At 72.8% G+C, this 23,598-nt stretch carries 21 protein-coding genes; 12 read left to right on the top strand and 9 right to left on the bottom strand.

The features are described from left to right. Positions 1–164 precede the first annotated feature (164 nt). Together ASL10_RS14700 and ASL10_RS14695 are read left to right on the top strand one after the other, a co-directional pair. Entirely contained in the window at positions 165–2,357 is a 2,193-nt protein-coding gene (locus ASL10_RS14700) for an ATP-dependent Clp protease ATP-binding subunit (RefSeq protein ID WP_082460637.1), read from the top strand. An 18-nt stretch (positions 2,358–2,375) separates the two neighbouring features. Beyond that, positions 2,376–2,999 carry a phosphoribosylanthranilate isomerase gene (locus tag ASL10_RS14695; protein ID WP_056049650.1) on the top strand — a complete coding sequence of 208 codons (624 nt, stop codon included), beginning with the start codon at positions 2,376–2,378 and terminating at the stop codon, positions 2,997–2,999. A 57-nt stretch (positions 3,000–3,056) separates the two neighbouring features. Here the strand turns inward: ASL10_RS14695 and ASL10_RS14690 are convergent, their stop codons facing one another. After that, positions 3,057–4,103 (bottom strand): low specificity L-threonine aldolase, encoded by a 1,047-nt coding sequence (locus tag ASL10_RS14690; RefSeq protein ID WP_055978224.1) that lies wholly within the window; start codon positions 4,101–4,103, stop codon positions 3,057–3,059. Positions 4,104–4,309: 206 nt separating this feature from the next. Here ASL10_RS14690 and ASL10_RS14685 point away from each other — a divergent pair, with 206 nt between their 5' ends. After that, complete coding sequence (locus ASL10_RS14685) at positions 4,310–4,774, top strand: hypothetical protein (protein WP_056049647.1); 465 nt, start codon at positions 4,310–4,312, stop codon at positions 4,772–4,774. Positions 4,775–4,819: 45 nt separating this feature from the next. Then, the gene (locus ASL10_RS14680) at positions 4,820–5,740 is read left to right on the top strand and encodes an AEC family transporter (protein WP_055978228.1); all 921 of its coding nucleotides are present in this window, start codon (positions 4,820–4,822) and stop codon (positions 5,738–5,740) included. Between the two features lie 46 nt (positions 5,741–5,786). On the opposite strand, the gene ASL10_RS14675 is transcribed toward ASL10_RS14680, so the two are convergent. After that, positions 5,787–6,623 carry an exodeoxyribonuclease III gene (locus ASL10_RS14675; RefSeq protein WP_056049859.1) on the bottom strand — a complete coding sequence of 279 codons (837 nt, stop codon included), beginning with the start codon at positions 6,621–6,623 and terminating at the stop codon, positions 5,787–5,789. 122 nt (positions 6,624–6,745) lie between these two features. Here ASL10_RS14675 and pyrE point away from each other — a divergent pair, with 122 nt between their 5' ends. After that, positions 6,746–7,297: an orotate phosphoribosyltransferase gene (gene pyrE, locus ASL10_RS14670; RefSeq protein ID WP_055978230.1), complete on the top strand. Its 552-nt coding sequence runs from the start codon at positions 6,746–6,748 to the stop codon at positions 7,295–7,297. Beyond that, the gene (locus ASL10_RS16120) at positions 7,294–9,648 is read left to right on the top strand and encodes a septum formation family protein (protein ID WP_056049643.1); all 2,355 of its coding nucleotides are present in this window, start codon (positions 7,294–7,296) and stop codon (positions 9,646–9,648) included. The genes pyrE and ASL10_RS16120 overlap by 4 nt, the downstream gene beginning before the upstream one ends. Before the next feature lie 31 nt (positions 9,649–9,679). On the opposite strand, the gene ASL10_RS14660 is transcribed toward ASL10_RS16120, so the two are convergent. Next, positions 9,680–10,492, bottom strand: a complete 813-nt coding sequence (locus ASL10_RS14660) for an HAD-IIA family hydrolase (protein WP_056049640.1) — start codon at positions 10,490–10,492, stop codon at positions 9,680–9,682. A 74-nt stretch (positions 10,493–10,566) separates the two neighbouring features. Here ASL10_RS14660 and ASL10_RS14655 point away from each other — a divergent pair, with 74 nt between their 5' ends. The 5 genes from ASL10_RS14655 (at position 10,567) to ASL10_RS14635 (ending at position 16,212) form a co-directional block, all read left to right on the top strand. Further along, on the top strand, positions 10,567–11,211 hold the full coding sequence (locus ASL10_RS14655) for a TrmH family RNA methyltransferase (RefSeq protein WP_056049637.1): 645 nt from the start codon (positions 10,567–10,569) through the stop codon (positions 11,209–11,211). A gap of 54 nt (positions 11,212–11,265) precedes the next feature. Next, positions 11,266–12,435, top strand: coding sequence for a glycosyltransferase family 4 protein (locus ASL10_RS14650; RefSeq protein ID WP_082460635.1), 1,170 nt, complete (start codon positions 11,266–11,268; stop codon positions 12,433–12,435). A 71-nt stretch (positions 12,436–12,506) separates the two neighbouring features. Continuing rightward, entirely contained in the window at positions 12,507–13,562 is a 1,056-nt protein-coding gene (locus ASL10_RS14645; protein WP_056049634.1) for a glycosyltransferase, read from the top strand. Further along, complete coding sequence (locus ASL10_RS14640) at positions 13,559–14,842, top strand: hypothetical protein (RefSeq protein ID WP_056049632.1); 1,284 nt, start codon at positions 13,559–13,561, stop codon at positions 14,840–14,842. Before ASL10_RS14645 ends, ASL10_RS14640 begins: the two co-directional genes overlap by 4 nt. Next, on the top strand, positions 14,839–16,212 hold the full coding sequence (locus ASL10_RS14635; RefSeq protein WP_056049627.1) for an O-antigen ligase: 1,374 nt from the start codon (positions 14,839–14,841) through the stop codon (positions 16,210–16,212). Before ASL10_RS14640 ends, ASL10_RS14635 begins: the two co-directional genes overlap by 4 nt. Positions 16,213–16,346: 134 nt before the next feature. Here the strand turns inward: ASL10_RS14635 and ASL10_RS14630 are convergent, their stop codons facing one another. The 3 genes from ASL10_RS14630 to ASL10_RS14620 are packed head-to-tail and all read right to left on the bottom strand — an operon-like array spanning position 16,347 to position 19,543. After that, on the bottom strand, positions 16,347–16,925 hold the full coding sequence (locus ASL10_RS14630; RefSeq protein ID WP_056049624.1) for a hypothetical protein: 579 nt from the start codon (positions 16,923–16,925) through the stop codon (positions 16,347–16,349). Then, the gene (locus ASL10_RS14625; RefSeq protein WP_056049622.1) at positions 16,922–18,331 is read right to left on the bottom strand and encodes a polysaccharide biosynthesis tyrosine autokinase; all 1,410 of its coding nucleotides are present in this window, start codon (positions 18,329–18,331) and stop codon (positions 16,922–16,924) included. The genes ASL10_RS14630 and ASL10_RS14625 overlap by 4 nt, the downstream gene beginning before the upstream one ends. Before the next feature lie 51 nt (positions 18,332–18,382). Further along, the gene (locus ASL10_RS14620) at positions 18,383–19,543 is read right to left on the bottom strand and encodes a glycosyltransferase (RefSeq protein WP_157485557.1); all 1,161 of its coding nucleotides are present in this window, start codon (positions 19,541–19,543) and stop codon (positions 18,383–18,385) included. A 143-nt stretch (positions 19,544–19,686) separates the two neighbouring features. Here ASL10_RS14620 and ASL10_RS14615 point away from each other — a divergent pair, with 143 nt between their 5' ends. Further along, on the top strand, positions 19,687–20,103 hold the full coding sequence (locus ASL10_RS14615; protein WP_056049619.1) for a DUF3151 domain-containing protein: 417 nt from the start codon (positions 19,687–19,689) through the stop codon (positions 20,101–20,103). 78 nt (positions 20,104–20,181) lie between these two features. Here ASL10_RS14615 and ASL10_RS14610 read toward each other — a convergent pair whose 3' ends face one another. The 3 genes from ASL10_RS14610 to ASL10_RS14600 are packed head-to-tail and all read right to left on the bottom strand — an operon-like array spanning position 20,182 to position 23,590. Continuing rightward, positions 20,182–22,185: a YhgE/Pip family protein gene (locus tag ASL10_RS14610; protein ID WP_056049616.1), complete on the bottom strand. Its 2,004-nt coding sequence runs from the start codon at positions 22,183–22,185 to the stop codon at positions 20,182–20,184. Continuing rightward, entirely contained in the window at positions 22,182–22,901 is a 720-nt protein-coding gene (locus tag ASL10_RS14605) for a hypothetical protein (protein ID WP_056049612.1), read from the bottom strand. Before ASL10_RS14605 ends, ASL10_RS14610 begins: the two co-directional genes overlap by 4 nt. Then, positions 22,898–23,590, bottom strand: a complete 693-nt coding sequence (locus ASL10_RS14600; protein WP_056049609.1) for a TetR/AcrR family transcriptional regulator — start codon at positions 23,588–23,590, stop codon at positions 22,898–22,900. Before ASL10_RS14600 ends, ASL10_RS14605 begins: the two co-directional genes overlap by 4 nt. Positions 23,591–23,598 lie beyond the last annotated feature (8 nt).

The raw sequence follows: 23,598 nt of genomic DNA, 5'->3' as shown, positions 1-23,598 counted from the left end.
TTCTTTCATGTCTGGGCAACGCGATGCGCCGCCAGGCGAACAGATGGTGAAATGTTAGACACAAAACAAGGCATGCACAACATGACGGGTGCGAGGGCTTGCGATCCGGGCGTGTCGGCGTAAACTTGAGCCAGCTCCACTCAAGTTTCGAGAAAGGCACATCCATGGCGAACATGCAGGGCGCTCCGGCTTCCGACGAGAAGCAGAAGTCGGCGCTCGAGAAGTACGGCGTCGACCTCACCGCCATCGCCCGCAGCGGCAAGCTCGACCCCGTCATCGGCCGCGACGCCGAGATCCGTCGCATCAGCCAGGTGCTCACCCGCCGCACCAAGAACAACCCCGTCCTGATCGGCGAGCCCGGCGTCGGCAAGACCGCCGTCGTCGAGGGCCTCGCCCAGCGCATCGTCGAGGGGGACGTCGCCGACAGCCTGAAGGACAAACGCCTGATCAGCCTCGACCTCGCCGCCCTCGTCGCCGGGGCCAAGTACCGCGGAGAGTTCGAAGAGCGCCTGAAGGACGTGCTGAAAGAGATCACCAAGAGCGACGGCCAGGTCATCACCTTCATCGACGAGTTGCACACCCTGATGGGTGCCGGCGGGGGCGAGGGTTCGGTCGCCGCGTCGAACATGCTCAAGCCGATGCTCGCCCGCGGCGAGCTGCGCCTCATCGGCGCCACCACCCTCGACGAGTACCGCCAGTACATCGAGAGGGACGCGGCCCTCGAGCGCCGCTTCCAGCAGGTCTACGTCGGCGAGCCCAGCGTCGAGGACACCGTCGCGATCCTCCGCGGGCTCAAGGAGCGGTACGAGGCGCACCACGGGGTCACGATCACCGACGGCGCCCTGGTGGCCGCCGCCTCCTTGTCCAACCGCTACATCCCCAGCCGTCAGCTGCCCGACAAGGCGATCGACCTCGTCGACGAGGCGGGTTCCCGCCTCAAGATGGAGATCGACTCGTCGCCCGTCGAGCTGGACCAGCTCTACCGGGGCCTGGTGCGCCTCCAGATCGAAGAGCTGGCCCTCAAGAAGGAGACGGACGACGCCTCGCAGGCCCGCCTCGCCACCCTGCGCGAGACCATCGCCCAGCAGCAGGCCGCCTACGACGACCTCGACGCCCGCTGGCAGGCCGAGAAGGCCGCCCTGCACGGCGTCGGCACGCTACGCAGCGACCTCAACGAGGCCCGCATCGACGCCGACCGCGCCCTGCGTGAGGGGCGCTACGAAGATGCGGCGCGCATCAGCTACGAGCGCATCCCCGACATCGAGAAGCGCCTCGCCGACGCCGAGTCGTTCGAGAAGTCGGGCGACCGGCTGGTCAGCGACTCGGTCACCGACGCCGACATCGCCGAGGTCGTCGCCGCCTGGACCGGCATCCCGGTCGGTCGTCTGCTCAGCGGCGAGACCGAGAAGCTGCTGCACCTCGAGAGCGAACTCGGGAGGCGCCTCATCGGTCAGAAGGCCGCCGTCCAGGCCGTCAGCGAAGCGGTGCGGCGCACCCGCGCGGGCATCAGCGACCCCGACCGCCCGACCGGTTCGTTCCTCTTCCTCGGCCCCACCGGGGTGGGCAAGACCGAGCTCGCCAAGGCCCTCGCCGACTTCCTCTTCGACGACGAGAAGGCGCTCGTCCGCATCGACATGAGCGAGTACGGCGAGAAGCACAGCGTGTCCCGCCTCGTGGGCGCGCCTCCCGGGTACGTGGGCTACGAAGCCGGTGGTCAGCTGACCGAGGCCGTGCGTCGTCGCCCGTACAGCGTCGTGCTGATGGACGAGGTCGAGAAGGCCCACCCCGAGGTCTTCGACGTCCTGCTGCAGGTGCTCGACGACGGCCGGCTGACCGACGGGCAGGGCCGAACCGTGGACTTCCGCAACACGATCCTGGTGCTGACGTCGAACCTCGGCTCGCAGGTCATCACCGATCCCGGCCTCAGCGACCCCGAGAAAGAAGAGCTGGTGCAGGGCCTGGTGCGCCAGGCGTTCAAGCCCGAGTTCGTCAACCGGCTCGACGACATCGTCGTGTTCTCGACCCTCAGCACCGACGACCTCGGCCAGATCGTGTCGCTCTACGTCGACCGCCTCGGACGACGGCTCACCGATCGCCGCCTCGCGCTCGCCGTCACCCCCGACGCGCGGGCCTGGCTCGCCGACCGCGGCTACGACCCGATCTACGGCGCCCGGCCGTTGCGCCGCCTCATGCAGCGTCAGATCGACGACAAGCTCGCGATGGCGCTGCTCGGGGGCGAGATCGCCGACGGCGACACCGTGCGGGTCGACGTGGCCGACGGGGGCGAGGGGCTGACGGTCGTGCGGCACGACGTCGGCGAGCCCACGCCCGGCGACCTGGACGACCTGCCCGCCTGAGCCCGGCAGACTGGAACCATGCGCACCTGGGTGAAGATCTGCGGCCTGTCCACGCCCGAGACGGTCGACGCCGCCGTCGAGGCCGGGGCCGACGCCGTGGGGTTCGTCTTCGCGGCCGGCAGTCCGCGCACGATCGATCCCGAGGGTGCACGCGCGTTGGCGGCGCGCGTGCCGGCGGGCGTCGAGACCGTCGGCGTGTTCCGCGGGCAGGGCATCGAGACGGTGCTCGAGTCGGCCCGCGCCTCCTCGGTGTCGACCGTCCAGCTGCACGGCGACGAGACCCCGGCGGACGTCGCCGCCGCCCATGCGGCGGGCTTCCGGGTGATCCGTGCCGTCAGCGCCGCCGTCTACGCGGCCGAACCCGAGGAGGCGCGGGTCGCCTTCCGAGAGGACGCCCTGCTCCTCGACGCGATCGACCCCGGTGCCGGCGCCACCTTCGACGTCGGGCCGCTGCTGTCGGCGCCGCCTGCCCGGGAGTGGCTGCTGGCCGGCGGGCTCACCTCGGACAACGTCGCCGGGCTGCTGGCCGGACTCCGACCCCATGGTGCCGTCGGGGTCGACGTCAGCTCGGGCGTCGAGTCGTCGCGCGGCGTGAAGAGCGTCGACCTGATCCGTGCGTTCGTCGAGGCCGCCCGAGCCTGAGCGAACCCGGCCGGAGCGGACCTGGCCTGACCCGACCTGGCCTGAGCGGACCCGGCCTCAGCCGACGAGCGTGCGGGCGTCCTCGACGAACCGGTCGACGTGCGCCTCGGTGGTGTCGAACGAGCACATGAGTCGCACCTCTCCCGTGGCGCGGTTCCAGTCGTAGAAGTGGTGCGCGGCGCGGAGGGGCTCCACGGCCTCGGGCGGCAGGACGACGAAGACGGCGTTGGCGTCGACCGCCTGGGTGACAGCGACGCCCGGCAGGGTGGCCAAGCCGTCGGCGAGACGGGCGGCCATCGCGTTGGCCCTCGTCGCCGACCGCAGCCAGAGGTCGCCCTCGAGCATGGCCAGGAACTGTGCCGAGACGAAGCGCATCTTCGAGGCCAACTGTGCGTCCATCTTGCGCAGGTAGACCAAGCCGGCCCGTGCTTCCTCGGAGAAGGTCACGACCGACTCGCCCAGCACCAGGCCGTTCTTCGTGCCGCCGAACGAGACCGAGTCGACGCCGGCGTCGCGCGTGATCGCGCGGAGCGGGACGCCGAGGGAGGCGGCGGCGTTCGCCAGGCGCGCGCCGTCGAGGTGCACCCGCATGCCGAGCGTGTGCGCGTGGTCGGTCACGGCCCGGATCTCGTCGGGCGTGTAGACCGTGCCGAGCTCGGTGCTCTGCGTGATCGTGACCGCGAGGGGCTGAGGGCGCTGCTGGTCGCCCCAGCCGTAGGCCTGCCGGTCGATCAGCTCGGGCGTGAGCTTGCCGTCGGGGGTCGGCACGGTCAACAGCTTGATGCCGCCCAGGCGTTCGGGAGCGCCGCCCTCGTCGGTGTAGACGTGCGCGGTCGTCGCGCAGATCACGGCCGCCCAGCGCGGGGTGAGGGCCTGGAGGGCCGCGACGTTCGCACCGGTGCCGGTCAGCACGGGGTCGATGGTCGCCCCCTCGCCGAACGTCTCGACGACGACCTCGGCCAGCCGCTGCGTGTACGGGTCGGCGCCGTACGAGCCGACGTGGCCGCCGGCGGCGTCGACGATCGCCTGCAGCACCTCGGGGTGGGCTCCGGCGTAGTTGTCGCTGGCGAACGTGTGGACCGAGGGATCGTGGAGGCGCGTCACCCGTCGATTCTGCCCGACGGCCGGGTCCCGGGGTGTCAGGAGGCGCGGGGGCGCAGGGGAGTGCAGGGCCTGTTCCGAACGGTGACGGCCGCAACGTCTTGTGCAATGTAAATGTCACACGTAGAGTAGTACGTGACGCATCGTCGACTCGATGTCCCGCCCGGTCGGACCCGCCGGGCGCTCCTTCCACCCCGAGAGGCCCCGTCATGCTGTTCGCCCACGCCCCGAAGCTCGTCCTCGCCGGTCCGTACCCGGTGATCCGTCCCGTCGCCGATCGGGCGGCGGCACTCGACGCCGAGGTCGTCGTGCTCTCGTGCGAGATGGCGACCCCGATCGACGACGTCGTCGGCTTCGACTGGGCCGTGGTGGCCGTCGACGCCGCCACCCCGACGGCGGTACAGCTCGACCGTGCGGTCGACAGCCTCGCGGACGGCCTGCGTCGCGGTGCCCTCGTCGTCGTCGCGTCGGATCGCCCGGTCGCCCAGGCGGCGAGGCGTTTCGCCGACGACCTCGCCCGCGCCAGCGGGCTCCCGACCGGCGAGGCGTTCGCCGTCGCCGCGTGCGAGGCGGGTGTCGTCGCCTGGGCCGTCGACGCCCAGGCCGAGGACGAGGCGGCGCATCTGCTCGAACGCATCGGCGCCCCGGTGGGGGACGGCGTGCCCGTGGCCTGACCCGGTCGTCCCGCCGGCCCCCGGGGCGTGCGACAGGATGGACCCATGGGTGGAGTGCTGATCGGGTTCGCGATCATCGGCGTGATCATCGTGACCGGCTACGTCGTCGGTCGCATCGACCTGCTCGGAGAATCCGGCCACCGGGTGCTCTCGCGCCTCGTCTTCTTCGTCCTCACGCCCTGCCTGCTGTTCTCCACCATCTCGCAGGCCGACGTCCACGTGCTGTTCTCGCGGTTGTTGGTGGTCTCGGCGCTCGCCTCGCTCCTGGCCGCCGTCCTCTCGGTCGTCGTCCTGAAGTTCGTCCTCCGACGCAGTGCGGCGCAGACGGCCATCGGGACGATGGGTGGCGCCTACGTCAACGCGAACAACATCGGCCTGCCCGTGGCGACCTACGTGCTGGGCAGTGCCACCTTCGTCGCCCCCGTCCTGCTCTACCAGCTGCTCGTGCTCACGCCGATCGTGCTCGCCGTCATGGACACCGTGACGAACCGCGGCAGCAGCCTCGGGCGCACCATCGCCCGACCGTTCACGAACCCCCTGCTGATCGGGTCCGCCCTCGGTGTGCTCGTGGCGGTCACCGGCCTCGAGATCCCCCAGGCCGTCCGCGAGCCGTTCGAGTTGGTGGGCGGTGCCGCGGTGCCGGTCGTCCTGCTGTCGTTCGGCATGTCGTTGTACGGCTCGAAGCCGTTCCAGGCAGGGCAAGGGCGCGCCGACATCGTCGTCGCCGTCGTCCTCAAGCTCGTCGTCATGCCGGTCGCGGCCTGGCTGCTCGGGGCGTTCGTCTTCGACTTCGACCGCGACGAGCTCTTCGTGGCGGTCGTGCTGGCCGGTCTGCCGTCGGCCCAGAACGTCTTCAACTACGCCCAGCGCTACCAGACCGGGGTCGTCGTCGCCCGAGACACGGTCTTGGCGACGACCATCCTCTCGGTTCCCGTGCTGGTGCTGGTGGCGGCGTTGCTCGCCTGACCCGCGCCTCCTGGTGTCGAGCGCCGCAGGCGAGCGGGGCCGGGGTTCAGAAGATCATCGGGCGGTCGTCGTCGAGCTCGGTCTCGAGGTCGAGGTCGACGACCACGGGGACGTGGTCGCTCGGGGCGTCGCCCTTGCGCTCGTCGCGATGGATGGCCGCGGACGTCACGAGGCCGTCGAAGGCCTTCGAGCCCAGGATGAAGTCGATGCGCATGCCCTCGTTCTTGGGGAAGCGCAGCTGCTTGTAGTCCCAGTAGGTGTAGCCGTCGGGCAGGCGCGAGCGGACGACGTCGGTCAGGCCGACCTCTTCGAAGCGGAAGAAGGCGTCGCGCTCGGGTTGGCTGACGTGCGTGTGGCCCTCGAAGACCGACATGTCCCACACGTCGGTGTCGAGCGGTGCGACGTTCCAGTCGCCCATCAGGGCCAACGGCTGGTCGGGGCGCGCGGCGAGCCAGGCCTCGGTCTCGGCGGCGAGCTTCGAGAGCCAGTCGAGCTTGTAGTCGTAGTGCGGGTCGCCCAGTTCGCGGCCGTTGGGCACGTAGAGGCTCCACAGGCGGACGCCCTCGACCGTGACGCCGATCGCCCGCGCCTCCTTGGGCTGGTCGGGGCCTTCCTGGCCCTTGGCGAAGCCCGGCTGCGACGGGAAGGTGATCTCGACGTCCTCCATCGGCAGGCGGCTGACGAACGCGACGCCGTTCCACTGGCTGAGCCCGTGCAGTTCGACCTCGTAGCCGGCCTCGCGGAAGGCGTCGTAGGGGAACTGCTCGGGCTTGCACTTGATCTCTTGCAGTCCCGCGACGTCGACGTCCTCACGGACGAGCCAGTCGACGACCCTGCCCACTCGAGCCCGGACGGAGTTGACGTTGTAGGTCGCGACGCGCATGCCGACCACGGTACCGGGCCGGCACCGGCGGGGTCCGAGGCCGCCGCCGTCCACCGACGGGGCGTCGAGCCGTGTCCGCCCGCCCCGACGTTCGGAGCCCGCCTGCTCTACCATGGGTCACCGTGACCGACGCACGCACGCAGCTCATCGACTACATCGGCTCCGAGGCCGTCTTCCACGGCGACTTCACGCTGACCAGCGGCAAGAAGGCGACGTACTACATCGACCTCCGCAAGGTCAGCCTCGACCACCGCGTCGCGCCCTTGATCGGCCGGGTCATGGTCGACCTGATCGACGAGGTGCCCGACGTGTTCGCGGTCGGTGGCCTGACGATGGGCGCCGACCCGATCGCCGCCGCCGTGCTGCACCAGGGCGTGGCGCTCGGCAAGGACTACGACGCCTTCGTCGTCCGCAAGGAGCCCAAGGACCACGGCCGTGGCAAGCAGGTCGAGGGCCCCGACCTCGAGGGCAAGCGGGTCATCGTGCTCGAGGACACCTCGACGACCGGTGGTTCACCCCTCGCCGCCGCCAAGGCCCTCGAGGCCGTCGGGGCCGAGATCGCCGCCGTCGCCGTCGTCGTCGACCGCAGCACCGGAGCCCGCGAGGTGATCGAGGCAGCCGGCTACCCCTACTTCGCCGCGATCGGGCTGGAAGACCTCGGGTTGACACCGTGACCGACGACCGGCCCAGGGGCGACGACGGCGACGACGCCGGGCGCGACGACGCCAGCGACTGGCTCGCCGCCCAGTTCGACGGTGCCGACGACGACGACGACACGACCGACACCCCGTCAGGAGGCGCGGGTCGTCTTCCCGACACCGCCCCCGAGGACGTCCCCACGCAGGCGCTCGACCTGCCGCCGGCCACGCGCGCGGTCGACGTCCCCCACGACGACGACGACCCCGAGCGACCGGCTGACCCGGGTGGTGCGTCCGTGCCCACGGGCTCGGCCGAGGTGTCGCCTCCGACCCCCTTGCCGTTCGTCGTGCCCGAGTCCCCGGCCGGGACGCCTCCGCCGAAGACCTTCGGTCACCCCCAGGCACTCGACCTCGGAGCGCTGACGGGGTCCGTGCCGCCGCCGCCTCCGTCGTCCGTGCCCGTTCCCGACCTTCCCGCTCAGCCCGAGTCGAGGCGACCCGAGTCGCCGCCGTCCGACCCCGAGGACGCCGATGACGCCGGTGATGCCGCTCAGGCGTCGGGTCTCGCCGACGTCGAGGAGCGTGCCGGCGTGAGCGACGAGCCAGGGCCCTTCACCGCCCTCATCTCGGCACCCCGGGCCGAATCCGCCGAACCAGCGACCTTCGACTGGGATGCTCTGCCCGAGCCCGAGCCCGAGCCCGAGCCCGAGCCCGAGCCCGAGCCCGAGCCCGAGCCCGAGCCCGGGCCGGCGTCCGATGTCGAGCCCGAGCCCGAGTCCGAGCCGATGCCCGAGCCCGAGCGCCGAGCGGAGCCGACGTTCCAAGCAGCGGCAGAGCCCGAGCCGGCGTCCGAGGCCGAAGTCGAGCCCGAGCGCCTCGTTGAGCCGGAGTCCCAAGGAGAGCCGGAGCAGACGCCCGAGCCCCAGCCGGAGTTTCGAGCAGAGCCCGAGCCCCAGCCCGGACCGGCGTCCGATGTCGAGCCCGAGCCCGAGCCCGAGCCGGCCGTCGATTCCCGCGAGGGCGGTGTCGAGGCGCCGTGGTGGGTCGAAGAGCACCACGAGATGACGCGGCGCGAACGCCGTCTGGCCGAGGCAGCCGCAGCCGCAGCTGCTGCGGCCGCTGCCGCCTCGGCGGCCTCCCGTGGCGGGGTCGAGCCCGGCGTCCCCGGCGCCGCGGCGGTCCCCTCGACGCCGACGCTGACGCCGACGCCGACGCCGTCCCCCACGACCCAGGCGTCGTCCGTCCCGGAGCCCAGGGCCGACTCCGGCTCGAGGGGGGACCGCGAGCCCACCTTCACCGAGATCCTCGGCGTCGTCCCGTCAGGTGCCGGCACCGCGGCCGTCGAGCCGCGGGGCGCACGTCCCGAGAGCGAGCACGAGCCCGAGCACGCGACGAACGCGGACGACGCCCCCGGCGCCTGGTCGCTGTCCGGCTCCGGCGATGTGCCGCCGTCCGAGGTCGGGCCCGTGCCCGACGTCGAGCAGTCGTCCCGCGCCGACCGAGACCCAGACGCCGACGCCGATGACGAGGGCCTGGACGACGGGGCCGAGGTGACGACCGCGACCGCGCTGTTCGCGCCTCCTCGTTCCGCCCTCGACGAGCGCCCCGACGTCGACGACCCCGGGGTCGATGCCACGCAGGTGCTGCCCGGCGTCTCGATGAGCGCCACCTCGGCCCTGACGGGTGAGCGGCCGCGCCGTGAGGTCGGCGGAGCCGGCGTGTTCGTGCCGCAGACCCGTCCGGTGGACGAGAGGCCCGCCACCACACCGCGCACGGCAGGCCTGGCCGAGTGGGTCCGGTCGCACAAGGGCTTGGCCGCCGTGGGTGCCGGGCTCGTGATCCTGTTGCTGCTGGTCGCGCTCTTCTTCCTCTCGCGATCGCTCTTCGCCTCCACCGACGACCTGACGAGCGACGCGTCGGCCGCCGCCGCGGCACCGACCGCGGCCCGGACCGTGACGGCTGCGCCGGTCGAGCCCGCCGCCGAGGTCGCCCCGGCCGGGCCGCTCGCGGCAGGCACGCACTCGTACGCCGACCTGCAGGGCGGCGAGTGCTTCTCGGCGTTCGAATCGGCCTGGCAGCAGGACTACGAGGTCGCTGACTGTGCGCAGCCGCACGTCGCCCAGCTCACCCGACTGGGCACCCTCGACGGGGACGCGGCCGCGGCCTACCCGGGTGCCGACGTGCTGCAGAGCCAGATGAACCTGCTCTGCACGGGCGCGGACGCGCTCGACCGGCAGGCCGCCGCGGCCTACCCCGACGTGCAGTTGCTCGCGAGCTTCCCGGCCGACGCCGACGCGTGGGCCGCCGGCGACCGCACGTACTCGTGCTTCGTCAACCGCAGCGGCGGCGAACCCCTGACGACCAGCCTCGTCGCCGTCGCGGGCTGACGCGTCGAGGCTGCCCGCGCCTCCGGAGGCCTCAGGCCTCGGACGGCACCACGTCGGACTCGATCGGCTCGCTGCGCACCAGTTCGTGCACCCCGGCCAGGATCTCGTTCGGCCGGAACGGGTAGCGGTCGATCTCGGCCTGGTCGCTGATGCCCGTCATCACGAGGATGGTGTGCAGCCCGGCCTCGATGCCGGCCATGATGTCGGTGTCCATCCGGTCGCCGATCATCGCCGTGTTCTCGCTGTGCGCGCCGATGCGGTTCATCGCCGAACGGAACATCATCGGGTTGGGCTTGCCGACCACGTAGGGCTCCTTGTTGGTGGCCTTCGAGATCATCGCGGCGATCGCGCCCGTCGCGGGCAGCACGCCGTCGGCGCTCGGGCCCGTGGCGTCGGGGTTCGTGACGATGAAGCGTGCACCGCCCAGGATGAGCCGCACGGCCTTGGTGATCGAGTCGAACGAGTAGTTGCGCGTCTCGCCCACGACGACGTAGTCGGGGTTGGTCTCGGTCATGATGAACCCCGCCTCGTGCAGGGCGGTGGTCATGCCGGCCTCGCCGATGACGAAGGCCGAGCCGCCGGGCATCTGTGACCGGCAGAAGTCGGCGGTGGCGAGGGCGCTCGTCCAGATGCGCTCCTCGGGCACGTGCAGCCCCGAGGCGCGCAGACGGGCCGCCAGGTCGCGCGGGGTGAAGATCGAGTTGTTCGTCAGCACCAGGTAGGGCGTGCCCTCGTCCTGCCACTGCTGGATCAGGTCGGCCGCGCCGGGCAGGGCGTGGTTCTCGTGGACGAGCACGCCGTCCATGTCGGTCAGCCAGCATTCGACGTCTTCGCGTGCACCCATGGCGCTCACCTTAGCGAGGTGCCCTGACGACGAGGAGGCGCGGGTCGCCTCCGCCCACCGCCTACCCTGGTCGGATGCCCCAGGACGAGTCCCCGACCCCGCCGAGCGACGAACTCACGCACGGGGTGGGCCCCTGGCCCGGCGGCGAGGAGGCCTGGCCCGAGGGGGACCACTTCGACCCCGAGCTGCTGCGCGAGGGTGACCGACGCAACGTGGTCGACCGCTACCGGTACTGGACGATGGAGGCCGTGGTGGCCGACATCGACGCGCACCGGCACGGCTTCCACGTCGCCGTCGAGAACTGGCAGCACGACATGAACATCGGGTCGATCGTGCGCAGCGCCAACGCCTTCGCGGCCGACACCGTGCACATCATCGGTCGCCGCCGGTGGAACAAGCGGGGGGCGATGGTCACCGACCGGTACCAGCACGTGCTGCACCACCCCGACGTCGAGACGTTCCTGGCGTGGGCCCGTGAGCAGCGCCTCCCCGTCCTCGCCGTCGACAACGTCGAGGGGTCCGTGCCGATCGAGACGTTCGACCTGCCCGAGCGCTGCGTCCTCGTCTTCGGGCAGGAGGGGCCTGGCCTGTCGCCCGAGGCGCTCGCGGCGGCCGAGGCCGTGCTCGAGATCTCGCAGTTCGGCTCGACGCGCAGCATCAACGCCGCGGCGGCCGCCGCCGTGGTGATGCACTCGTGGGTCGTGCGTCACCGCTTCTGACCCCTCGTGTCGGTCGACCGTTGACCTGACTCATATTTCACACCTATACTCTTGATGATCGGTCTGAGGGTCGATCACTTCCTGTCTCCCGAACAGAAGCGAGAGTGCTCCGTGCCGTCGTCCGCCCCGTCCCCCGCCGCCGACGGCTCCCGCTCGGCGCCCCGGGTCCTGCTCGTCGCGGCGCCGTTGATGGCCCGCAGCGGGGTCTACCGCTCGACCCACGACCTGGTCGCCGAAGCGCGGGGCCGGGGGTTCGACTGGCGAGCCGTCGTGGGGCTGCGCCCGACGGCTCGCGGCACGGTCGCGACCACCCCCGGCGTCCGCGAGGTGACGGTCCGTGCGCACGGTCGCGCGGTCGTCGACGAGGTCGCCGGTCTCGTGACGAGCGCCCCCGAGGCCGATGCCGCCGACGTGGTCGTCACGCTCGTCACGCAGAGCGACGTCGCCCTCGCCCGGCTGCGGCGTCACGGGTCCACGCCCTGGGTGGCGTGGGTCCGCGGACTGCCGTGGCCCGCTCCCGGCGAGCAGGCGTGCCTCCGTCGGGTCGCCCTCCGCCTCGTCGAGGGTCGCGCCCTGCGCGGGGCCGACGACGTCTGGGCGACGACGCCGGTCCTCGCCGACGAGGTGGCGCGGGCGCGCCGTCCCCACCTCGTCCCGGCCGGCATCCGTCTCTCGGCCCGCAGCTCGTGGGGCGAGGCGGCCGCGCCTCTCGTCTGGGCGGCCCGGTTCGACGTCGACAAGCGGCCTGCGGCGTTCGTCGAGCTCGCGGCACGGGCGGGCGTCCCCGGCCGCCTGCACGGGCAGGGCCCGCTCGAGGACCGGCTCCGCGCCTCCTTGCCCGACGGCGTGACCATGCCCGGGTGGGTCGACCCGGCGAGGCTGTGGGACGACGCCGGACTCTTCGTCGGGACGGCCTCACGAGAGGCCTTCGGCCGCAGCGCCGTCGAGGCCGCCGCCGCGGGCGTACCCGTCCTGCTGGGTGACAGCTACGGTGCCGCACCCCTCCTCGTGACCGACCCCGACCTGCGACGACGACTCGTCCTGCCCGTGGGCGAACCCGACCGGTGGCTGTCCGCCGTCCGCGACCTGACCGCCGACCGCGCGCTGCGCCGGACGGTCTCGGACCACGTCGCCGCGAACGCCTCGCTCCTGTCCGTCGGTGCGTCGGTCGACGCCGTGGTCGACCGGCTGTCCCGGCTCGGCATCACGGCGGCCGCCCGATGAGCGGCCCGTCCGGTCGCCCGACCCGAGCGCCTTGCCCTGGGGCGGGTCCCCTCCGGGTCCTCCAGTACGGGGTGCACGACACGGGCTACCCCCGCAACGTCCGCGTGCGGGCCCACCTCGAAGGACGGCTCGGCGCGTCGGTCGTCGTCGCCCCGCGGTCGCGTGCCGCGGGTCGGCTGCGTCGCGCGATCGAGGACGTCCGCTCACTCGTCCGGGGAGCCCGGCGCGCCGACGTCGTCCTGCTCTCCGAGTTCCGGCTCAGCCACGCGCCGCTCGCGTGGCTCGTCGCCCGTCTGCAGGGTGCCGCTCTCGTCGTCGACGGGTTCGTCAGTCAATACGAGACGGCGGTCGACGACTGGCGGCGGGTCTCCCCGGCATCGCCCGCGGCCCTCCGGTTCCGTGTGCTCGACGCCGCGGCCGTCAGGTGCGCGGATCTCTACCTGATCGACACCGAGCCACGGGCCGCCGAGATCGTCCGGCGCCACGGCCCCTCGGCGGCGGTCGTCCCCCTCGCGGTCGGTGCCCCGGCCTGGGCCACCTGGCAACCGCCCGCTCCGCCTCACGACGCGCTCCGGGTGTTGTACTACGGGGGGTACATTCCCCTCCACGGCGTGGATCTCGTCGTCGACGCCCTCTCACTGATCGGAGCCCGTCGCCGGGTCGAGGTCGTCCTCGTCGGCGACGGTCCCGCCCGCCGGGCCGTCGAGGCCCGGGTCCGTCGAGCGGGCCTCGGCGACCGGTGCACCTTCGTCGACGCGGTGCCCGAGCGCGAACTCCTCGCCCACATCGTCCGGGCCGACGTCGTCCTGGGGGTCTTCGGCTCCTCGGCCAAGGCCCGCGGCGTCGTGGCGAACAAGGTCTGGCAGGGGCTGGCGTGCGGTCGGACCGTCGTCACGCAGCGATCCAGCGCCCTCGACGACGTCCGGTGCGCGGCAGGGGGCCTGCTCGTCCAGACCGAGCCGGCCAGCGCCTCCTCGATCGCCGACGCGTTGGTGGGGGCGCCGCTCGCCCACCAGGCGGAGTCGCCCCACGACGTCGCCGAGCGCCTCGAGTCGGTGGTGCAGAGATCGTACGACCGGTTCACGGACCACCTGTCGGCCCTCGGCCCTCGGCGGGTCGACTCGTGAGGGGATTCGGGCGGCAGGTCGGCCGTCTCGCCCTCCACCTGCTCGTGCCGGCCCTCGGTGCGGCCGCCCCGCTGGCCGTGATCCCCGCGATCACCTCGACCCACGGGGCGTCGGGCTGGGCGGCGGTGGCCGTCGGCCTGTCCGTCGGCATCGCCACGGCGGTCGTCGCCGAACTCGGCTGGAGCATCGTGGGCCCGCAACGCGTCGCCCGGGCGACCCGGCCACCCGGTGACCTCTTCGCCACCGCATCGGCCAGCAAGCTCGTCGCCACCGCCGTCCTGCTGCCGGTCGCGGCGGCCGTGACGCTCGCCGTCGTGGACGAACACCGCCCGGCGGCCGCGCTCGTCTCCGTAGGGGTCGCGCTCGGCGCACTCAGCCCGACCTGGTACTTCATCGGCCTCGGGCGCCCGCTGTTGGTCCTCGTCGCCGAGACGTCGCCGCGCGTGCTGGTCTCGCTCGTCTCGGCCGTCGCGATCGCCGCCGGTGCGCCGCTCGAGGTCTACGGCGCCGGCATGGTCCTCGCTGCCGTCGTCACGTTCGGCGTGGCGCCTCGTCTCGGGGGCGCCCGTCTGCCCGGGGCGGACGACTTCCGCGCGGTCCCGGCCGTCGTGCGCTCCCAACTCGTCCTCGTGGTCGGGCGGGGCGTGGCGACGACCTACAAATCCCTGCCCGCGGCCCTGCTGGGCACCGTCTCGCCCGGTTCCGTGGCCGGATTCGCCGCGGTGGACCGACCGTTGCGCATGGGGCTGCAGGTCGTGTCCGCCATTCCCGACCGCCTGCAGACCTGGGTGGGCGTGCCCTCCGCCGAACTCGCGCACCGTCGCAGCCTGGTCTCCCTCGGGCTGAACGCCGGGCTCGGCCTCGTCGTCGGCGTCGGTTTCGCGCTGTCCATGCCGGCCGTCGCCGTCGTCCTCTTCACGGGCACCGTCCCGGTGTCGCCCGACCTCGCCCTGGCGGGCGGCGTGCTGATCACCGTCATCTGCGCGTCTCGTGGCGCCGGCCTCGCCCTGGTCAGTGCAGGGCGCCACGCCCAGACGACGACGGCGTCCGTCGCGTCGGCGGTCGTCGGCGTTCCGGGAGTCCTCGTGCTCGGCGCCCACCACGGCGCGCTGGGCGCCGTGTCGGCACTCGTGTCGGCCGAGGCCGTGGGGCTCGTCGTCCAGCTCGTCGTCCTCGCGCGGTCGCGCCGCGCCTCGTGCGTGCCAGCCGTCGAGCCCGCCGCCGAGCCCGCGCCGGTCGGTCCGTCGGATCCGCACGCTCGAGGGGAGGCCGCCCGATGATCGTCGTCCTCGCCGGTGCCGCCGCGGCGGCCCTGGTCGCATTCGTCGGCGGGCTCCTCCTGCCGGCCGACCGGCGACGAGGCGCGGCGCTCGTCGTCGCCTTCGCCGTCCTGATCTCGACGACGTCGGGTTCCGCGCCCGACATCGTCCGCCACGCCGCCGTGGCCGCCGTGGCCGGAGTCTCGGTGGCGGCACTCGTCTCGCCCCGCTCGTGGTCCGTCGGCCGCCCGCGGGCCACACTGGCGACGACCGCGTTCTTCGCCTTCTCGATCGTCTGCGTGCTGGCGCTCGCCCCGTCGACGATCGTCCTCATGGCCGAGCTCGCGGCGATCGGGGTCGCGGTCTCGTGGCTCGTGTCGACGTCGTCGCCCCGCGACCTCCGCGTGTTCGTCCGCGGTCTCGTCGTCCTCGGCCTCGCGCAGGTCGTGGTCGGAGTCGTGGAGCTCACGGTCACCCATCGTCCGATCCCCTTCGGGTACAAGGTCCTCGCGACGGGCCGCTCGTTCGTCAGCGACAACAAGATCCTGCCCGGTGGTCTCGTCCGGGTCGAGGGCACCCTCGGCCACCCCATCCCGTACGCCGTGTTCCTCGCGGTCTGCCTGGTCCTCGTCCTCGTCGCGCGGCGGACCTTCCCCGTCTGGTTCCCGCCGTTCGCCGTCCTCGTGCTGTCGGCGGGCATCCTGCTGTCGGGAAGCCGAAGCGTCGTCGCCGCCGTCCTCCTCGCCGTGACCTACGTCCTGATGACCTCCGAGGCGCGGTCCCGGGCAGCGAAGATCGTGCTGACGGTGCTCGGGGCGGTCGCGGGTGCCGCCGCCCTGGCGTCCGAGATCGTCGACGCGGTCGGGACGCTCGTGGCATCCGGCTCGTACGAGAACCGGATGGGGGCGGTCCGATCGGTCCCCGGACTCCTCGCGCGGCCCGCGCTCGAGGCATTGGCCGGCAGCGGCTTCGGAAGCGAGGCCGAGTTGTACGCCCGTGGCCTCCTGCCCCAGGAGGGCTTCACGGTCGTGGACAACCAGCTCGTGACCACGCTCGCCACGTTCGGTATCGCCGGGATCGTCTCGCTGGTGGCGGCGCTCGTCGTCGGGTTCGTCCACGCCTCCCGGACGGGGCGGGCAGTCCTCGTCGTCATGATCGTCACCCTCTTCTCGTTCGACTACTTCGTCTGGTTCTCGACGTCCGCGATCTTGTGGGCCTTCTGCGCCTTGCAGGACCGTCCCGGCGACGACCGAGCCGCGCTGGACCCGTCCGGGGCGCACCCGTCAGGGTCGCACCGGGGTCGCGACGACCGGGGTCGCGACGACCGCGTCCTCGGCGACGCGTCGGACCGGCCCGGCGTCGTCGGCGGCACCCTCACGGCAGCCCGCTGAGCGAGTGGGACCGTCCCCGTCGCGGGACCGTCCCCGTCGCGGGACCGTCCCGCCGCGCGGTCGTCCCCGCCCACGACGAAGCGCCCCGACGACCTGGTCGTCGGGGCGCGTGGTCGGAGGCGGTCGGGGCGGCGTCAGGCTCTCAGGGCTCGCCCGAGGTAGGCGAGGACGTCGTTCGTCGCGTCGACGATCTGGGCGGTCGACTTCGCGTACACGTCGGCTCCGAGCCCGAAGGGGTCGACGACGTCGTCCTCATCGGGCGTGACGAGGACGCCGGAGCCGCGGTGCGCCGCCGCGAGGGCGACGACCCGGTCCAGACGCTCGGCGGGGTCCGGGTTCGACGCGATCGCGCGTGCCGTCTCGTGGAGATCGACGAGACGGCTCAGGCGTGCGAACTCCCGCAGGGTGAAGGTCGTGCGGTTCGCCCTCGGCACCAACGACACGACGGCCCGGCGGTGTTCCCGGGCGAGGGCCAGGACGAGGGGAGCGCGACCCACCACGTCGGCCGTCAGCTGACGGGCACGATGGTCCGACAGGTCGAGGCCGAGGGACTCGGCGGCCTTCAGGGTGGGGCGGGGCGGCGGTTCACCCACCAGGGCCGACGTCCCGAAGCTCTCGACGGCCGCGGACGTGGCACTGCGCACGAGTGCGGCGGCCAACGGTGAGCGGCAGATGTTCCCGGTGCACACCATCACGAGGGGCGGGATGGTCATCGGGCCGCCGCCGTCGAGGCAGGGACCGGGTTCTCGGTCACCGAACCGTAGTAGCCCCCGTAGGCTCCGTACCCGTAGGCACCGAGGCCCTTCGTCGGGGCCATCGTGAGGACGACCCCCAGGGTGCGGCTGCCGATCTCGGAGACGGCGGCGAGGGCCTGCTTCAGCTGGTGGCGCGACGATCGCTGGGCCGCGGTCGCGACGATCACGCCGCTCACGCAGCGGCTGAGGACGGCGGCGTCGGTCACCGGCAGCAGGGGCGGGGTGTCGATGATGACGAAGTCGTAGTCGACCTCGACCGTCGAGACGAGGCTCGCCATGGCGAGCGAGCCGAGCAGTTCGCTCGGGTTCGGGGGAACGGTGCCCGAGGGCAGCACGTGGAGGCCCAGGCGTCCCCACGGCTGCACGACGTCGACGAGTTCTGCCCGCCCGACGAGCAGGTCGGTCAGTCCGACGGCGCCCTCGAGGCCCATGACCTCGGCGACGCGGGGCCGGCGCAGGTCGGCGTCGACGAGCAGCACCGAGGCACCGGTCTCGGCCAGGCAGACGGCCAGGTTCGCCGCCGTCGTCGACTTGCCCTCGCCGGGCATGGCCGAGGTGACGATGAAGGTCCGGCTGCGTCCCTCGAACGAGACGAACTGGAGATTGGTGCGGAGGGCGCGGTAGGACTCGGCGAGTGGGCTGCGCGGATCGTTGTTGACGACCAGCGGGGCCGAGGAGGCTTCTGTGTGGAAGCCGATGCCACCGAGCAGCGGCGCGTTCGTCACCCCCTCGACGTCGGCCTTGCTGCGGATGCGCGTGTCGAGGGTGTTGCGGAGGAGGGCCAGGGCCGTGCCCGACAGGATGCCCAGGCCGAGGGCCAGGCTGATCCAGAGGACGGGCTTGGGGTTGGCCGGGCTCGTCGGCACGACGGGAGCGTCGATGGACTCGACGGTGACCAGCCCGCTGCCGCCGCCCACGGGTTGTTCGAGTTGCTCTTCGACCACCTTCTCGAAGCTCGTGGCCACGGCGTCGGCGAGTCGTGCCGCCTGCGCGGGGTCGCCGTCGGTGACCGAGATGTCGATCAACGACGTGTTCACCGGGCTGGAGGCCGAGATCTTCGAGGCGAGCCCCGCGGGGGTGGTGTCGAGCCCGAGATCGGCGATGACGGGTTCGAGCACCCGACCCGACGTGACGACGGAGACGTACGAGCGCACCTTGGCCTGCGCGGCGCTGCTGCCCTGGACGAGGTCGCCGGCGTCCGACGAGCCGATCGACGAGACCGAGACGAAGAGCTGCGTCGACGACGCGTACGACTTCGCCGTCGCGAGCGACGCGGTCGCCCCGAGCAGCACGGCGCTCAGGGTCACGACGACGATGAGGACCCACCGCGTCCGGACGACGGTGATGAAGGTCTTGAGTTCCATGGAGTTCTTCCCTGCTGAACGGCGTGGTGTCGGATCGGGGGCTGATCGGGTCTAGGACGGTCGGCGGGCCGGCAGGCGGAGCGCGTCGCGGACGACGTCGACCTTCTGCCGCCACGTGGCGTCGGGAGGGATGGCACCCGGGAGCCGGGGCACCCGCCCGTCGGAGCCTGCGGCGAGTGCGGCGAGCACCGAGGCGTGCTCGGCGGTGTCGGCGACCGTCACGCCGTCCAGACCGCGCGCCTCGATGCCGCAGACGGCCGTGCTGAGGACGGGGAGACCCGCCGCGCGGTACTCGTAGGTCTTGATGACGTCCCCGCCGACCTCGCGCTCGCCGACGTGGTGGGGCACCCAGCCGACGTCGAAGGTCTGCAGCAGGGCCGGCACGCGGTCGTAGTGCACGTCGCCCAGCAGGGTGACGTTGGGCGAGTCGGCCAGCACCCCGTACTCGGCGTCCAGCACCGGGCCGGCGAACACGAACGACACGTGGGGCAGGGCGGCGACGGTCGCCAGGATGCCGGCGAGGTCGAGCCTCCGCCCGATCTTGCCCACGTACCCGACGGTGGTCGGGCCGGTCGCCCGGCTCGTGCCGTCGAAGCGGTGGGGGTCGCAGCCGTTGGGCAGCAGGACGACGTCGGTGCGTCCGTGTCGGCGGGCGAGGTCGGCGGTGCCCGCGCCGTTGGCCGTCACGACGTCAGCGAGGGCGAAGGCGGCCGCGTAGGCCTCGTCGACCTCGGCGCGGATGCTCTCGAAGGCGTAGTGCCGGCTCCAGTCGTCCAGCAGGTCGAGGACGACCCGCCGGGGACCGGCGAAGGGATTGGCCGCGACCGGGGCGACGGCGGCGAAGGGATTCCAGACGAGGGCCGGCACGGATGCCGCCGACGGGGGCAACGAGGGGTAGGCGCGGGCGGACGCGACCCACCAGCGTCGTCGGTCGCGCGGGTCGGGAGCCCGGAGCGTGATCGGGTCGACCGACCGGGTGCCGACGGCCGGTGCCCCGATCGGGCGGCGGCGGGCGATCGAGGTCACGAGGGGCTCCGGCCTCGAGACGACGGTGACCCCGCCACGGCCCGCGAGGTCGTGACCGAGCCATTCGATCAGGTGACCGTCCCGGGTGCGGTAGCCCTCGTCGAGCAGCTTGCGCTGGCCGTGCATCGGGTACGCCAGGAGGGCGGGGGAGTCGAGGGCGGCGCGGCGCGGTCGGGTCGTGGGCACGGTGGTCTTTCGTCGAGAGCTCGCGGGCACCGTGGCGCCCGACACGGCCGATGACCGTGTGTGATATCTCAGTATTGCACGACGAAACGAGTTATACCAGGGTCGCGACGGTCCCCGGGACGGACGTCGGGGATGATGGGGGGATGACCGCAACGAACCTGCTCGGCGTGCCCGAGACCCGCCTGCCCGCCGAACCCGACGTCGTCGCCGACCTCGAGACGCTGACGACGGCCGAGGTCGTCGTCGCCCACCCCACGTCGTCGCTCGCCTGGGCACTGCTCAGCGACGAGGCCGACGCCCGCGGCGCCGAGCTCGAGGCCTACGCCTATGCCCGCGTCGGCTACCACCGCGGTCTCGACGCGCTGCGCAAGGCGGGGTGGCGCGGACAGGGCCCCGTGCCGTGGTCGCACGAACCCAACCGGGGCGTGCTGCGGTCCCTCTTCGCCCTCCGGCGAGGTGCGGCCGCCATCGGCGAGGTCGACGAGGTCGAACGCCTCACGACGTTCCTGCACGACGCCGACCCCGCCGTGCTCCCCACCCTCGAGACCCGCACCGACTAGCGGCGCGACCGCGCGAGGACGCAGGAGGCGCGGGTCACGCGACCCGCGCCTCCTGCGTCCTCGGCGGAAGCGGCGGTCTCAGCCGATCAGCGAGGGCCGCAGGTCGCGCATCGTGCGCGCCCGTGTCATGCGGGAGGTCGCGACCCAGGTCAGCACGAGCGCGCCGAGCAGCCAGGCCGCCAGCACGCCGGCGTCGCCCCAGGCCGCGGCCGAGCTGCCGCCGTACATCACCTGGCGCAGGCCGTCGGTGGCGTAGCTCATCGGCAGCACGAAGTGGAGGGCTGCGAGCGGGGCGGGCAGGGTCTGCCACGGGAAGGTCCCGCCGGCCGTGACGAGCTGCACGACCATGAGCACCAGGCCGAGGAACTGCCCGACGCTGCCGAGCCAGACGTTGAGCGTCATGATGATCGCCGCGAACGCCGCCGAGGCGAGGGCCATCAGTCCGATCATGCCGAGCGGGTGGGCGACCTCGAAGCCGAGCGCCTGGGTGACGATGACGTAGAGCGCGACCATCTGCACGACGCCGAGCACCACCGGGGCCAGCCAGCCGGCCAGCGAGATGCGCACGGGGGCCTTGACGGCGGTGATGGCCCGCTTCGAGATCGGCTTCACGATCAGGAACAGCGCGTACATGCCGATCCAGGCCGCGAGGCTGATGAAGAACGGTGCCAGTCCCGCGCCGTAGGTGCCGGCACTCGTGAGGGCGGCGTCCTTGACCGAGACCGGGTCGCTGATGGCGCTCGCCTGGTCGTCGCGCGTCCGGTCGGTGCTCGCGGGGATCTCGCCGAGTCCGCTCTGCAGCCCGTCGCGGAGCTGGGTGGTGCCGGTGTCGAGGCTGACGACGCCGTCGCGCAGCGAGGTGGACCCGCTGCTCAGGGTGTCGAGACCGGTCGCGAGGGTCGAGGCGCCCGTGGCGGCGCTCGCCGCGCCCGTGGCCAGTTGCGACGAGCCGGTCGCGGCCGACGAGATGCCCTGGGTCAGGGCCGGTGTGGCGGCGGCCAGGGTCGCGGCGCCGGTCGAGACCTGGTCGGCACCCGTGGCGAGCTGCCCCACCTGGGTGTTCAGCCCCTGGATCTGGGTGTTCGCGTCCTGGAGGGCGGTGGTCAGCGACTCGGTCGCGGGGGCGAAGGTCGCGGCGATCTGCTGGATCTGCTCGTCGGTGTAACCCTGCTGGCGCAGGGCTTCGGCGATCTGCTGCTGCGCCTGCTGCTGGGCGGCGGGCAGGCCGGCCGCGGCCGTCGCGCTCGTCGTTGCAGCGTCGGCCACGCCGGTGGCCAGGGCATCGTTGCCGGCCGCCACCTGGGCGGCACCGTCCGCCAGGGTCTGGGTCTGCGCGGGCAGGGCCGTCGTCTGGGTCTTCAGCGTCTGCAGTCCCGTGTCCAGCGCGGACGCCCCCGAGCTGAGCTGGCTCGTCCCGTCGGCGAGGGTGTGGGCCCCGGTCGCCGCGTCGGCCGCACCGTCGGCCAGCTGGTTCGCGCCGGCGACGGCCGAACCGGTGCCGGCGACGAGCTGGTTCGCCCCGTCGACCGCGCTGCCCAGGTTCGTGCGCACGTCGGCCAGGCCGACCAACAGGCGGCCCGCCGCCTCCTTGCCGACCTTCTCGGTGACCGAGGCCCGGATGGTCTTCGCCGCCTGCTCGGCGATCGTGGACGAGAGGTAGCTGTTGACGTCGCTCGTCGCGAGGGTGATCTGGGCCCGCTTCGGGTCGTCGCCGCTCGCCGAGGTGAGGTCGTCGCTGAAGCCCTTCGGGATCGTGAAGGTGAAGTCGTAGGTCTGGTCGCGCAGGCCCGCCGCGGCCTGGGCGGCCGAGACGACGTGCCAGTCGAAGTCGCCGCCGTCGGTGATCTGGTCGGTGACCTCGTCGCCGTAGTTCACCGTCTCGCCGTCGACCGTGGTGCCCGCATCGGTGTTCACGAGGGCGGCCGGGATCTGGTCGAGCTTGGCGTACGGGTCCTGGTTGGCCCAGAGGTACAGGCCGCCGTAGAGCAGCGGCACGGTCATCAGCGCGACGAGTGCCAGGCGGGCGAGCGGGGTGGCGGTGAGGCGCTGCAGCTCGGAACGGACGAGGGCGTAGATCTTCACGGCTGGTCGCTTTCGACGGAGGTGTCGGGGGTGGTGGCGACCGCGGTGTCGTCAGGGGAGAAAGGAGGCGCGGTGTCGGTCTCGGGTACGGCGTCGGTCCCGGCCGCGGCGAACTCGGGCGTGGGCAGCGACTCGATCGTCGCGAGGGCCGCGAACCCGGTGATGGTCAACACGGTGTAGTCGCGGCCGACGAGGTCGTGGACGACCGAGAGCCAGGCGGCGACGTCGCCTCCGTGCCGTTCGGGGGTGGTCACGACCAGCCCGCGCACCTCGGGGCGCAGCACCGCCAACTCGCAGAGCAGGCGGACGCGCAGCTCGGTGGGCAGGGCGCTCAGGCGGGTCCGCTCGTGCTCGTCCAGCCCGATCTCCTCGAGCAGCAGACGAGCCGAGGCCTTGTCGGCGCGGAGCCCGGCGAGGGCGAGCTCTTCGCGGGCGACCTGGACGACCGTGAGGGCCGCGAACGGTTCGGCGACGGTGGGGGTGTCGACGAGGGCGAAGGAGGCGCGGATCGCCGCGTCGTCCGCCCGACCGTCGATCGTCACCCGTCCGGTCTCGGGGCGCATGCGGCCCCCCGCGACGAGTGACGCCAGGGTGGGCGCGTTCTCGGTCTCGACCGCGACGAAGCCCGGGACCCAGCGGTCGGCGACCGCGCTCAGCCGGGGGAGTGCCGCGCCGGGACCGTCGCCGATCGCGACGTCGTGCAGTTCGAGTCTCATGCGGGTTCTCCGGTCGGGGGCATCGAGGAGGCGCCGGTCGCCGGTTCGGGAGGGAGCGCGAGTTCGGGGGCGGTCGCGACGAGGTCGCCGGCGGTGCGCCAGTCGAGGCCGACGACGCCGAGCACCGCCAGCATGACGAGCCGGTGGCCCTCGGAGCGGCTGAGCCGCTGCGTCGTGGCCTCGTCGAGCACGGACAGGGCGGCGCCCTCCACCAGGTGGGCCAGCGTGTGGGGAGCGATGTCGTCGCGCATGCGTCCGGATTCCACGCCACGACGGACGACGTCGCGGACGGTCTTCCGCAACGGGGCGAGCGCCTCGCCGACCTCGTGGGCCATCGGGCCGCGCACGGTCAGCTGCGCCATGACGCGCACGTGCTCGACCTCGGCCCAGAGTCGGGCGGCCAGGGAGGCGAGTTGCACGACGGGGTCCGCGATCGGTGCCGGTCGCGCGGCGACGCCGATGCGGGCGGCACCGCGCAGGCTGACCTCGCGCACGAGGTCGTCCCGCGTGGCGAAGTGGCCGTAGACCGAGCGTCGGGACAGGCCAGCCTCGGCGGCGATGGCCTCGAGCGACACGGACGGGTCGCGGTTGAGAAGCAGTGCCGCGGCGGAGATCAGTGCGTCGCGGTTCGCAGTGGCGTCGCGGCGTGGCGCACGGGTGGCGCGGACGGGGTCATCGGCGGCAGGCATGACCCGAT

Origin of the sequence: Frigoribacterium sp. Leaf8, from assembly GCF_001421165.1 — a bacterium.
Classification (GTDB): domain Bacteria; phylum Actinomycetota; class Actinomycetes; order Actinomycetales; family Microbacteriaceae; genus Frigoribacterium.
Note: the sequence above shows the minus strand (reverse complement) of the source record. Positions and strands in the feature narration are given on the sequence as shown.